9 protein-coding genes, 1 tRNA gene and 1 pseudogene are annotated in these 13415 nt (G+C 37.5%); 9 read left to right on the forward strand and 2 right to left on the reverse strand.

Annotated elements, in window-relative coordinates; all coding sequences use genetic code 11:
• The first annotated feature begins 20 nt into the window (after positions 1-20).
• The 7 genes from ABID23_RS06290 (at position 21) to gltX (ending at position 10279) form a co-directional block, all read left to right on the forward strand.
• The gene (locus ABID23_RS06290) at positions 21-2297 is read left to right on the forward strand and encodes a ComEC/Rec2 family competence protein (protein WP_354190410.1); all 2277 of its coding nucleotides are present in this window, start codon (positions 21-23) and stop codon (positions 2295-2297) included.
• 419 nt (positions 2298-2716) lie between these two features.
• Complete coding sequence (gene rpiA, locus ABID23_RS06295) at positions 2717-3421, forward strand: ribose-5-phosphate isomerase RpiA (RefSeq protein ID WP_354190412.1); 705 nt, start codon at positions 2717-2719, stop codon at positions 3419-3421.
• A gap of 104 nt (positions 3422-3525) precedes the next feature.
• Entirely contained in the window at positions 3526-4080 is a 555-nt protein-coding gene (locus ABID23_RS06300; protein ID WP_354190414.1) for a DUF2059 domain-containing protein, read from the forward strand.
• A gap of 193 nt (positions 4081-4273) precedes the next feature.
• On the forward strand, positions 4274-5665 hold the full coding sequence (gor, locus tag ABID23_RS06305; protein WP_354190416.1) for a glutathione-disulfide reductase: 1392 nt from the start codon (positions 4274-4276) through the stop codon (positions 5663-5665).
• Positions 5666-5736: 71 nt separating this feature from the next.
• Positions 5737-7116, forward strand: coding sequence for a class II 3-deoxy-7-phosphoheptulonate synthase (locus ABID23_RS06310; RefSeq protein ID WP_354190418.1), 1380 nt, complete (start codon positions 5737-5739; stop codon positions 7114-7116).
• 112 nt (positions 7117-7228) lie between these two features.
• The gene (locus ABID23_RS06315; RefSeq protein ID WP_354190426.1) at positions 7229-8890 is read left to right on the forward strand and encodes an NAD+ synthase; all 1662 of its coding nucleotides are present in this window, start codon (positions 7229-7231) and stop codon (positions 8888-8890) included.
• Between the two features lie 9 nt (positions 8891-8899).
• Positions 8900-10279 (forward strand): glutamate--tRNA ligase, encoded by a 1380-nt coding sequence (gene gltX / locus ABID23_RS06320; protein WP_354190420.1) that lies wholly within the window; start codon positions 8900-8902, stop codon positions 10277-10279.
• A 62-nt stretch (positions 10280-10341) separates the two neighbouring features.
• Here the strand turns inward: gltX and ABID23_RS06325 are convergent, their stop codons facing one another.
• Positions 10342-11745 carry a DEAD/DEAH box helicase gene (locus ABID23_RS06325; RefSeq protein WP_354190422.1) on the reverse strand — a complete coding sequence of 468 codons (1404 nt, stop codon included), beginning with the start codon at positions 11743-11745 and terminating at the stop codon, positions 10342-10344.
• A gap of 147 nt (positions 11746-11892) precedes the next feature.
• The gene (locus ABID23_RS06330) at positions 11893-12666 is read right to left on the reverse strand and encodes an NAD kinase (RefSeq protein WP_354190424.1); all 774 of its coding nucleotides are present in this window, start codon (positions 12664-12666) and stop codon (positions 11893-11895) included.
• A gap of 251 nt (positions 12667-12917) precedes the next feature.
• Between ABID23_RS06330 and ABID23_RS06335 the strand changes: the two genes are divergently transcribed.
• Both ABID23_RS06335 and ABID23_RS06340 read left to right on the forward strand, forming a co-directional pair.
• Positions 12918-12994 (forward strand) — tRNA-Arg (locus ABID23_RS06335).
• Positions 12995-13290: 296 nt separating this feature from the next.
• A pseudogene (locus ABID23_RS06340) lies at positions 13291-13415 on the forward strand (lysozyme); the annotation flags it as partial.

The following is a 13415-nucleotide window of genomic DNA, read 5'->3' on the forward strand; positions in this document are numbered from 1 at the left end:
TGTAAAGTGGGGATTTGCGGATGTTTAGTCAAAAGAAAGTTAAAGGTGTTTTACCCATAAGCGGTAAGTTAGAAAGAAAAAAGCTGAATCTGGTAGGAAGGGATGTTTTTTCTGCACATTATGATCTAACGAACAGAAATTATTACAAACAAGAGCTCCTTTTATTGATACCTTTAAGAAAAGCAATAGCGTCTTTCTGGAAGTGGCTGAAAGATTGCATAACCAAAGAAGTCTCTTTGGGAATAAGTTTCTCTTTGATTTTAATCTTTTTTTCCATAGGCATCATTTTTTATTTTAATTTAGAGCGGGAGCCCAGTTGGAAACAGTTTGGTGTATTCGTAAGTATCTTCATTGGAATATTATATATTTTACGCTCATATCGAAGAGTGTGGATTACCATAGGGTTTCTATTCTGTATTATATTAGGTGCTTTGGCTGCAAAAATAGAAACATGGCGCATGTCTACACCAATGTTGAGTGATGATATCGTCACGATGTTAACAGGAAGAATTGTTTCTATTGAGCCAAAACAAAGAGGAGGGTTTCATTTAGTTCTGGATGTTTTGAAGATGAAAAAACCAGTACTGCATCATGATCTTCATCATGTCCGTTTATCAGCAAGGCATTTGCCCAACGGATTGGTAATCGGTGATGGATTGTATGGAAGGGTCAAGCTTCGTGCATTATCTGGACCAGTCCGCCCAGGAGGTTACGATTTTAGTTTTCATAATTACTTTAAAGGGATTGGCGCGCAGGGGTTTTATCTGGGAAAACCCATTAAGATATTTGTTCCCTCGTCTCATACAATATTGCGTATTATTTTGCAGAAAGTCGAAAATTTACGCATGAACATAACACAAAAAATTCATGTGGCAATTGGTGGAGAAAAGGGGGGCATTGCGGTTGCTTTGATAACAGGACAGCGGGGTGGCATTTCAAATGATACAAATGAGGCATTGCGGACGGCTGGATTAGCGCACATTTTATCTATATCAGGTTTGCATATGGCTTTGTTGAGTGGAATCATTCTTGGAAGCGTCCGGGGTTTTTTAGCATTTTTTCCGGTTTTTTCATCTTATTATTCTGCTAAAAAAATGGCGGCTATGATCGCATTAGTGATAGCGGGTTTTTACTTACTCTTATCTGGTTCTGCTGTATCAGCGCAGAGAAGTTTTGTGATGATTGCTGTTATGTTGGTTGCTGTATTATGTAATCGTTTTGCTATCACAATGCGTAATTTTTCTATTGCGGGTTTAATCGTTTTGACAATTTCACCGCATGAAATATTAGGACCTAGTTTTCAAATGTCCTTTTCTGCAACTGCAGCTTTGATTGCTTTTTTTGATTACTGGAGTAGGAGGGCATCTTTTCGAGTGGGAAAAACAACGCCCTCTTATGTTGGAGCGGGAGTGTTTAATTTTGTCTTTTTATCACTTTTTTCAACAGGCGCATCTTCACTTATTGCGGGAAGTGCCAGTGGAATTTACGCCGCTTACCATTTTTCTAATATTGCATTTCTCAGTATTATCAGTAATGCCTTAGCTTTCCCCATTATCTCGCTCTTTATCATGCCTTTTGGATTAATAGCGGTTTTTGCAATGCTTTTTGGGTTTGAATGGGGACCCCTCCAAATTATGGGATTTGGTGCTGATCTTGTGATAAAAATTTCTTATGTCATAAGAGCTCTTTCTCCTGCTGTCAGTCCTGGGTTTATGCCATTATCTGTTTTGGTTTTATTGAGTATAGGTCTGGCTGGGCTAATTTTTTGTAAAACATCTATTAGATTCCTTTTTGTTTTTTTTATTTTAGCGGGTATTTACGTTGCCTTGGTGCATTCACCTGTACAACTCATCATAGCAGACAGTATGAAGCTTGTAGGTGTTATAAATGAAAAGAATTTATATATTGATCGTTCGCGTACTTCTAGGTTCATAACATCTATATGGAAAAAATCATTTCGTGTGGATGAGATAGTCAAACCAACAAAATATGGTCCTTCGTTTCATGGCCAGTTCATTTGTGATCATCATATGTGTACATCCTTCTTAGAAAATGGATTAAGAGTGGTTGTTTTACGTAAAGAAATACAGAAATGCGTAAAAGCAGATATTATGATTAAGACATTTACAATGGATAATCAAACATGTAGCAAGAAGGCAAAGATAACATTGACTCCCCGACAATTGTTATCGCGAGGGAGCGTAATGATGACCAAAAGTGGAGATATTATTTGGTCTTCAATGGGGTTTTATAGGCCGTGGAATAGGCATAGACAACAGTATTTGAAAAAATTATAGCTTCTGTTCATTTTTCATCTTTTTCATATTTAGGCTTAGACAGTGAAAGAATATGAAATGATGAGGATACTTTTTATGATGATTGATTATTTTACAGGGTATCAAATTCAGGAGAATTGATCAATTTTCAAAAAATAATAAATTTTTAATATTTGAATAATTTATAAAGCTGTGAATTGTATCTTATGTATGGGGCTTGTGAATAGTGGGAAATAAACGAAAAATGTTTATTGAATGTGGAAAATGTCAATAACTTTTAAAAAAATGAAATTATTCATTACTCTATGCCAATAATGTATTGTAATCAGCGTTTTTTCCACTAAAAGATGACAAACAAATCGATGGAAAATTGAGGGAATAAATCGTTTTTTATCAACCTATAATAACTTTTCGTTGATTGGTAAAATGTAAGGTTACTCATGAATGTTCAGAAGTTAAAAAAAATGGCGGCTGTTAAAGCGCTCGAGTTTGTTGAAGATGGTATGTATCTTGGTATTGGTACAGGCTCAACAGTAAACGAATTTATTCATCTCCTTAGTGAGCGTGTTGCCGCTGGGCTGCGTGTGATTGGTGTTTCAACCTCACGATACTCTGAACAACTTTGTCGTCAACTTGGGGTACCAGTCACAACTCTGGAACAAATATCTGAATTGGATCTTACGATTGATGGAGCGGATGAAATTGGCCCCAATATGACTCTCATTAAGGGAGGGGGAGGGGCATTATTACATGAGAAAATTGTTGCCGCAGCATCTCGCTCTATGTTTGTTATCGCTGATGAAACAAAGATGGTAAAAAGTCTTGGAGCTTTCCCACTTCCGATTGAAGTTAATCCATTTGGTATGCATACGACACGTAAAGCCATTGAAAAAGTTGCTGATGGTTTAGGGATGTCTGGGAAGGTTGTATTGCGAATGAGCGGAGACAATCCTTTTGAAACGGATGGTGGTCACTTCATTTTTGATGCATCTTGGGGATTTATTTTGCAGCCAAAACTATTATCAGATATGCTTCTTGCAATTCCTGGTGTTGTTGAGCATGGTCTTTTTTTGGGATTAGCTTCACGTGCTATTGTCGCTATGAGCGATGGACAAATAAAAGTTTTAGAATCATTTGATTTTTAGAGAAGACAATTTGCATGATGATATGTTAGTACATAAAAAGATATTGCAGATTTCAGATGAAATAATGAATGTGAATTATAATTAGTTATCGGGGTAATCATTAAATGAACAAAGTATTTTCTTTTCAGCGTTTTGTCGTATGTTTTTATGCACTCGCTATTTTGATTTTTAATATTGGAGTGATTTATGCACAAGGTGTAAGTGAGCAGCATTTAGATTCAGCGAGAAAAGCCATTAGTGCTATTCGTGCAACGGATCAATTTGATAGCTTTTTATCAAATGCAGCACGCGATCTTAAAGATGAATTGATCGGTGATGATCCAAACTTGGCAACAACTATTTCTGATATTGTCGATAGACAGGCTCTTTCTTTGACGAAACGGTATTCTGATTTAGAAAAGGAAATTGCTCATGTATACGCAAAATATTTTACACAAAAAGAACTTGATACAATTACGGCATTTTATAATTCGGATACTGGTAAAAAGTTTTTGAAAGAAGTGCCAAGTCTTGCACGTGATGCTTATTCTACATTTGATTCATGGCGTTCTGTTCTTGTCCAAGATCTTATAAAAAATGTGCAAAAGGAGATGTCTGAACTTAATTTAAACGACTCCATTACCCCTATAACATCAACTTCCTCGGAAAATAAAAAGTAATGTAATGAAGGTCATTTAATGTACGATTTTCTACTTATTTTGAGACGGGCAGTTTTCCGCTGTCTTTTAATCAAAATAGATTTTTTATGATGCTGCTTTAGAGAGGAATAGCATTTAAAAATAAAAAATACTTTTATTTGATCATAAATGACCATAGTTTTATTATTGCAAGGCATGCGGGAAGGAATAGTTCGTGGGATCTTTTGATTTTGATTTATTTGTTATTGGAAGTGGCTCTGGTGGAGTGCGGGCAGCACGTCTTGCTGGAGCACTTGGTAAGCGTGTTGCTATCGCTGAAGAATATCGTATCGGAGGGACTTGTGTCATTCGTGGTTGTGTTCCCAAGAAATTGTATGTTTATGCTTCACAATATGCAAAAGAGTTCCGCAAAAGTGTTGGTTTTGGATGGGAGTATGCTGATCCAATTTTTAACTGGGAGAAATTAGTTGCAGCTAAAAATGCAGAGATATCACGGTTAGAAGGGCTTTACCGCAAGGGATTAGAAAGTAATAATGTCCATATTTATGAAAGCCGTGCTACTTTTGTAGATCATCATACACTAGAGCTCTCTGTAACGGATCAAAGGGTGAGTGCGGAAAAAATTTTAATCGCAACAGGGGCAAAATCTGCACCAAATACAGCAATAAAAGGGGGGCATTTTTGCCTCACTTCTAATGAGATTTTTGATCTTAAGGAACTTCCGAAATCGATAGTCATTGTGGGTGGAGGATATATTGGTGTTGAATTTGCGAATATTTTTCATGAATTAGGTGTAAAAACAACGTTAATTCATCGTGGTGATTTAATCCTTCGCAATTTTGACCATGATTTGCGACAGTTGCTTAATGATGTAATGATTGAAAAAGGAATTTCTATTATCTATGGAGAGACAGTTTCTGAAGTACTCTCTACAGAGAATTATTATGATGTTGTTTTATCGAACGGGCAAATGATTCGTGCTGATCAGATTATGTTGGCGATGGGGCGTATACCAAATACAGCGGGTTTAGGACTCGAGCGGGTAGGTGTTCAAGTGAATGAGGATGGTGCAATTGTTGTCGATGAAAGAATGACAACAAATGTACCGCATATTTGGGCTGTTGGTGATGTAACGGGTCATATTCAATTAACGCCTATTGCAATCCATGATGCAGTCTGTTTTGTTAAGACTGCATTTGAAAATACTCCTACAATACCTGATTATAATCTGATCACAACAGCGGTTTTTTCACAACCTGAGATTGGAACTGTTGGTTTATCGGAAGAAGAGGCGCTACAGCATTATAAGCGTCTTGAAGTTTATCGTACAGTTTTTCGTCCTATGCGCAATGTTCTTTCTGGAAGTTCAGAAAAAATGTTTATAAAGCTCATTGTTGATGCTGAAAGCCGTATTGTTGTAGGTGCACATATTTTAGGAGAGAATGCTGGTGAGATGGCACAGATCTTGGGCATATCTCTCAAGGGAAAACTAACAAAAGATATTTTTGATGAAACGATGGCAGTACATCCAACGATGGCAGAAGAATTGGTAACCATGTATAAACCAAGTTATATTTATGAAAATGGAAAAAGAATAGAAACTTGAGCTGTACATGTTACGGTGTGCGGTAAAGCTTTTTATAATAAGTTGTGCGTTTAAGCTCTGGAGAGAGTGCAATGATAAAAAAATGGACACCTAACTCTTGGAGAGCAAGGCCAATAAAACAAAGTCCAATTTACCCAGATAAATCTGTGTTAGAAGACGTAGAACAAAAGCTGCAGAGTTATCCTCCTTTAGTTTTTGCAGGTGAAGCACGTAGTTTAAAAAATGAATTAGCAGCTGTAGCACAAGGACAGGGGTTCTTATTACAAGGTGGAGATTGCGCTGAGAGCTTTGCAGAGCATGAGGCTGATAATATCCGTGACTTTTTTCGTGTGTTTTTGCAAATGGCGATTGTTTTAACCTTTGGTAGTTCTAAACCGGTTGTTAAAGTTGGTCGTATTGCTGGCCAGTTTGCAAAGCCACGTTCTTCTGATATGGAAAACAAAGAAGGGGTTGAACTTCCTTCTTATCGAGGCGATATTATTAATAGTATTGAGTTTGAGGTGGGAGCGCGTGTTCCTGATCCGCACAGAATGTCTATGGCTTATCGCCAATCTGCAGCAACACTCAATCTATTGCGTGCTTTTTCACAAGGGGGATATGCCAATTTAGAAAATGTTCACGAATGGATGTTGGATTTTGTTTCTAATAGCCCACAAGGTGAGCGTTACGAATTATTGGCAGAGCGTATTTCTGAAGCAATTGATTTTATGCGTTCTATAGGAATTACGTCAAAAACGCATTCTGCATTACGTGAAACATCTTTTTATACCAGCCATGAAGCGCTTTTACTTGGTTATGAAGAATCTCTGACGCGGATTGATTCGACTTCTGGAGATTGGTATGCAACGTCTGGCCATATGTTATGGATTGGTGATCGGACACGTCAGATTGATCATGCACATATTGAATATTGCCGTGGTATTAAAAATCCACTGGGGTTGAAGTGCGGTCCTTCTATTGATCCTGATGAGCTTTTGAGATTGATTGATATTCTAAATCCTGAAAACGAACTGGGGCGTCTGACACTCATTACGCGTTTTGGTTATGATAAGGTTGAAAATTATCTTCCTAAACTAATCCGTGCAGTTGAGCGTGAGAAACGTAAAGTTATATGGTCTTGTGATCCAATGCATGGCAATACAATTACTGCCAATAGTTATAAAACGCGTCCATTTGATTATGTTTTAAAGGAAGTCGAAAGTTTTTTTGCAGTGCATTATGGAGAGGGGAGTTATCCAGGGGGGATTCACATTGAAATGACAGGGCGGGATGTAACAGAATGTACAGGTGGGGCGCACGCTATTTCTGTAGAAGACTTATCGAGTCGTTATCATACGCAATGTGATCCACGATTAAATGCAGATCAAGCATTAGAATTAGCTTTTCTTGTTGCGGAGCTTCTTAAAAAAAACCGTCATACTGATTCATTGGTTCTTGCTGCCAATAGTTAGGAAAAAATGTATGATATTTTTTACCTGTTTGTAAGGGAGGAGTCTAAAGCATATTTTCGATAATGAAAAACAGAGCTGTTGTTGCTAGACTGATAAAATGATACAAAAGTTTATGATAGATGATTTTCGTGTTGCAATTGCTCAATTAAATCCTGTTGTTGGTGATATTGAAGGGAATTTTTCTCTCGCTGTGATGGCGTATCAAAAGGCCAAAGAAGTGGGAGCGGATCTTGTTTTGTTCAGTGAGCTTTTTATAAGTGCTTATCCACCAGAAGATCTTGTTCTTAAGCCTTCTTTTATAAAAACATGTGAAGATGCAGTTGAGAAATTAGCAGAAGTAACAATAGGGGGGCCGGGGATTATCATTGGTCTTCCTTTAAGCCGTAATCATAATATTTACAATGGCGCTGTGCTTCTTGATGAAGGGCGGATAATTTCTGAGAGTTTTAAGTTCGATTTACCAAATTATGCTGAATTTGATGAAAAACGGCTATTTTCTCCTGGTCCACGACCTGAGCCACTTGTCTATCATGGGATAAGATTGGGAATAATGATTTGTGAAGATATTTGGAATGATCCTTCTCTTTGTGTAGATCTGAGTAATAAAGGTGCTGAGATCATTTTTGTGCTTAATGGATCTCCCTACGAGCGTAATAAAACCCTAAAACGTATAGAAGTGGTTCGTGCGCAAGCACTTCGATCGGGTATTCCTATTGTTTATGCTAACCAAGTTGGTGGTCAGGATGAGCTTGTTTTTGATGGGGGGTCTTTTGCATTAAATGGACAAGGTAAAATAATGTTTCAAATGAAACATTTTGAAAGTCATATTTCTGTAAGCCATTGGCAACGAAAAACAACGGGATGGCGCTGTATTTCTGGTCCAAATGAAGATCTTCTCAGTGGGTTGGCAGCTGATTATCAAGCCTGTGTGTTAGGCTTGAGAGATTATGTTAATAAAAACCGCTTTAAAGATGTTATTCTTGGTCTTTCAGGAGGTATTGATTCTGCTCTTTGTACGGCAATAGCAGTAGATGCTCTTGGCGCGGAGAGGGTTCGCGCTATAATGATGCCTTATCATTATACTTCGCAAGAGTCATTGAAAGATGCTAAAGAATGTGCATGTCTTTTAGGGTGTCGTTATGAACTGATATCCATTGTGCAACCTGTCGAGGCTTTTTTGAATGTAATGGCACCTATTTTTGTAGGGTTGCCGCCTGATGTGACAGAAGAAAATCTTCAAAGTCGTATACGCGGAACATTTTTAATGGCACTTTCTAATAAATTTGGTTCAATGGTCGTGACAACAGGCAATAAATCAGAAATGGCAGTAGGATATGCAACACTTTATGGTGATATGAATGGAGGATTTAATCCTATTAAAGATATTTATAAAACACAGGTTTATGCATTAGCTCAGTGGCGCAATAAAAACCATTTGCAAAATTTTCTAGGACCAGAAGGAGCCGTAATCCCCTCCAATATTATCGAAAAAGCACCTTCTGCAGAGCTTAGGGAAAATCAAAAAGATGAAGATTCTCTTCCACCGTATCGCGTTTTAGATGACATCTTACAATCTCTTGTAGAAAATGACATGAGTGTTTGTGATGTTGTTAAACGGGGGTATTTACGGGAAACAGTTGAGAAAGTTGAACAGCTTCTTTATGGTGCAGAATATAAAAGGCGACAATCAGCGCCTGGTGTTAAAATCAGTTATAAAAATTTTGGAAGAGATCGTCGTTATCCTATTGTCAATCGTTTTCGCGATAAGAATTGAGCTTATTTTATGATAAAAGTCCGTTTTGCCCCCTCTCCAACAGGTTATATTCACATTGGTAATATCCGTATTGCGCTGTTCAACTGGCTTTATGCGCAAAAACATAATGGTGCATTTATTTTGCGCTATGATGATACAGATGTTGAGCGCTCTAAACAGGAATTTATTGATGCCATTGCCGTTGATCTTGAATGGCTTGGTATAAGACCTGATGAGGTTTATTATCAATCTAAACGGTTTAGTCGGTATGATGAAGTCGCGGAAACGCTTAAAAAACGTGGTCTTCTTTACCCTTGTTATGAAACTGCAGAAGAGTTGGATCGACGTCGTAAAATTCAGCTTTCTCGTAAACTTCCTCCTATTTATGATCGTGCTGCATTGAAATTAACACAAGAAGATAAAGCAGCATTAGAAGCACAAGGTCGCAAACCTCATTGGCGTTTTCTTCTCCCTAATTTTGAAAATAATCCGTTACAAACAAGGCGGACAGAAGTTTGTTGGAATGATGCGGTAAAAGGAAAACAGACAATTGATTTGTCCTCTCTTTCGGATCCTGTTTTAATTCGTGAAGATGGGAGTTACCTTTATACATTGCCTTCTGTCATTGATGATATAGATATGGCCATTACACATATTATTCGTGGAGATGATCATATTACAAATACAGGTGCTCAGATTGCTATTTTTAAAGCTCTTAATGCAGAATTGCCCGTTTTTGCTCATATCAATTTATTGACGACAGTTTCTGGAAAAGGGTTTTCAAAACGTGATAATGATCTTTCTATTTTTTCTTTGCGGAAGGATGGATTTGAATCGATAGCTGTTCAGTGCCTTGCTGTTTTGATTGGAACATCGCAAAATGTTCACCCCTATCCTAATCAAGCAGCTCTTTTAGAACATTTTAGCCTCCAAGATAGTTCAAGATCAGTTGCAAAATTTGATACTGCTGATCTTTTTACATTAAATAGTCATCTTGTTCATGAGTTAACTTACAAAGAAGTTAAAACGCGACTTAAAAATATTTCTATTGATGGAAAAATGGCAGAGAATTTTTGGAATGCTGTAAGAGGCAATATTGACAAGGTGAATGATGCGGCTTTGTGGTGGAAAATTATTCATGAAGATACTCATTTTGATAAAGTCGCACTTGAAGATCGTGCATTCGTGCGTCAATCACTTAATTTTTTGCCTGAAGGCACATTTAATGATGACAGTTGGAAAATTTGGACAACGATCTTAAAAAAAGAAACAGGTCGTAGCGGGAAAAGTTTGTTCATGCCATTGCGTCAAGCATTGACAGGAATGGATCATGGACCTGAGATGGGGAAACTTTTGCAGCTTTTAGGGCACGAAAAAGTAGCAGAAAGATTGCTTATTCAAAGTGATTAAGAGCGGCGTTTTTAAGATTATCTTATCGGTTTTTGTATTATAAAAAACAGAAACTCCTCAATTTAATTACGGGTTTTTATGAGCATAAATGCTGGAATATTGTCTCCAAATCCAAGAGGAGATAAATCTTCACTTTTTCGAGTGCGATGTTGTTGAAGTGATTTTATTTTATTACGGGTGGCTTGACCACAATCTATTTTATCGTCTTTCAAAGATTTTTTGGGTTGCGCAATATGTTCCTTCTGAGGCGCTTTCTTTGACGACTTTTGCGTTTTTTTCTTTAAGATGATATCATCTTCTAGAGTATCGGTTGTTAAAGTAGAGAGATCTCCATTAAGCCATTCAATTTTTTCATTACTTATTTCTTCAATAGCACTGATATATTTTTGATCAGACTTTATAACGATTGTAAAAGCTTTTCCGCTACGATTTGCACGTCCTGTACGACCAATTCGGTGAATGTAATCTTCAGCATGTGTAGGCACGTCATAGTTAAAAACATGACTCACAGCTGGGATATCAAGTCCACGGGCAGCAACATCAGAAGCAACAAGAAATTTAATTTTATTGTTCTTAAAGTCAGTTAGTGTGTTTGTGCGTGAGTATTGATCCATATCCCCATGCAGTGCCCCGACACTAAAATTATGCCTGAGAAGCGATTTAAAAAGTTCAGAGATATCTTTTTTCCGATTACAAAAAATAATAGCATTTTTAAGTTCATCGCCTTCAGTGTAGATAAGTTCTCGCAAAACAGCTCTTTTATCCCACGACTTATTTCCAGATTTTACGAGCCATTGTGAAATCGTTGTTGCGGCTGAAGAGGCTTTTGTAACTTCAACGGACACTGGAGAATGTAAAAACTGCTTTGTTAGTTTGGTAATTTCTGGTGCCATTGTTGCGGAAAAGAATAGAGTTTGGCGTGTAAACGGGGTTAGTTTACAAATGCGTTCAATATCAGGAATAAATCCCATATCCAACATGCGATCAGCTTCATCGATAACGAGAATTTCAACGCCCATTAAGAGTAATTTACCGCGTTCGAAGTGATCGAGAAGGCGCCCTGGCGTTGCTATAAGAACGTCAGCGCCTCGTTCAAGTTTACGATCTTGGTGTTCAAAAGAAACACCACCAATTAAAAGTGCAACATTTAAGCGATGATTTATTCCATATTTATCAAAATTCTCTTCAACTTGTGCTGCAAGTTCTCGCGTTGGTTCTAATATGAGCGTACGAGGCATTCGTGCTCTTGCGCGGCCTTTTTCCAGAAGTGTGAGCATAGGCAAAACGAAAGAAGCTGTTTTTCCTGTTCCTGTTTGGGCAATTCCTAAAACATCTTTTCTTTGTAGCACATGGGGAATTGTTCCACTCTGAATAGGTGTTGGAGCTGTATATCCTGCTGATTTTACGGCTTTAATAACTTTTTCCGAGAGACCTAAATCATCAAAACTATTTAAAGGTGGTATCATTTTTCTATCAATTGCTCTGCAATTTTAACTTCGCTATTTGAATTATTCGTAACATCAAGTCTTTTATTCTATTTTGAAAGGGTAAGGCTTCCTCACAAAAAAGTAAACTATAACAGCCATATACACATAGGAAACATAATACAATCATTAATAGCGAAATTGTTCTGATAAAATACGCTCATCCCATGAATGATTAGAGTCAAAAAGAATTGAGGCTGTTACTTCTGTTGCTGTTGAAATGGTAACGGAATGGACAGATTTAACCTCAACATTATCAGCAGCAGCATTTACAGGGCGTTTTTCAGGTTCAAGCATATCAAAGCGTACTGTTGCCGTATTGGGGAGCAATGCTCCATGCCAGCGTCGAGGGCGAAAGGGACTCACGGGAGTGAGTGCCATAAGTGGGGCCATGAGAGGCAAAATAGGTCCTTGTGCTGATAAATTATATGCGGTAGATCCTGCTGGTGTGGCAACGAGAACGCCATCGCAACTTAATTGTTCCATGCGTATATTGTCATCAATGCTAATACGAATTTTTGCTGCTTGATAAGATTGACGAAAAAGCGAGACTTCATTGATGGCGAGTGCTTCAATACGTTCTTGGCATTCAGTTTTTGCGACCATGCGTAAAGGATGAATTTCTTTTTTATGCGCTGCAGCAATACGATTTGGCAATTTTTGTTCATGAAATTCATTCATAAGAAATCCTACAGATCCTTGATTCATGCCATAAATAGGTTTTCCTGTGCCCATGACATCTCGTACTGTTTGTAACATTGTTCCATCACCACCGATTGCAATAACAACATCAGCCTCTTCCAAAGAAAAATGGCTGTAAATAGAAATTAGTTTATGAGCGGCTTTGACCGCTTCCTCAGTTTCGGCAGAAATAAAATGAAAGCGATCTGGTAATGTAATCATTAAGAATTATCCTGATAGTCACAATTCATTTTTAACGTATTTTGGGGGAGTTTTGAAGCTGTATATAAAACAGTTTTTATAAAAAAATCATGATATATAAAAAGTTAGTTGTTTAAAATAATATATCATACCTAGATATGATAAAAAATTATATCATAATACAAGTCATAAAAGAGTATTTTTTTGAAGAATGATAATTCATCATTGAAGCTAAGAGTATGATCAGTTAAAAGGTCATTACTTAGTTGTTAGCACCCGTAGCTCAGCTGGATAGAGCGCTGCCCTCCGAAGGCAGAGGTCACAGATTCGAATTCTGTCGGGTGCACCATCATTCAATCAAGTTGGTCTGTTATAATCAGAGTATGAGCATTTTGGATCCTTTGATTCCATTGGTTGATATTTTACTTACTTCAAGCTTTTTTGTATATTTAATTGAGAAACTATCTTTGTTTCACTCTTTTGTTTCTAACGTTCCGTTCTTCAATTGGAGTTATTTGTTCCCGTGTCTGGCGACAAATAACAATTGAATCACTCAATATATATGAGTAATAAGGGAGCGTGCGTGTAAATCCTCTTCTAAAGGACATTGAAAATCTTGAGGTAACGAACAAATCACAAGGGACACCAATCATAGGGTCTTGTTCAGGCTTTGGGGGCTTATTGGTTGGCAATGGTCCAGTGCAATGGGCATTCGCAGGTCTTATGGTTTTAGCCGCTTGTACAGGTCTGGTGATTGTAGCCAAGCGTTT

It is taken from the genome of Bartonella silvatica (assembly GCF_040545155.1).
In the GTDB taxonomy this organism is placed as follows: domain Bacteria; phylum Pseudomonadota; class Alphaproteobacteria; order Rhizobiales; family Rhizobiaceae; genus Bartonella; species Bartonella silvatica.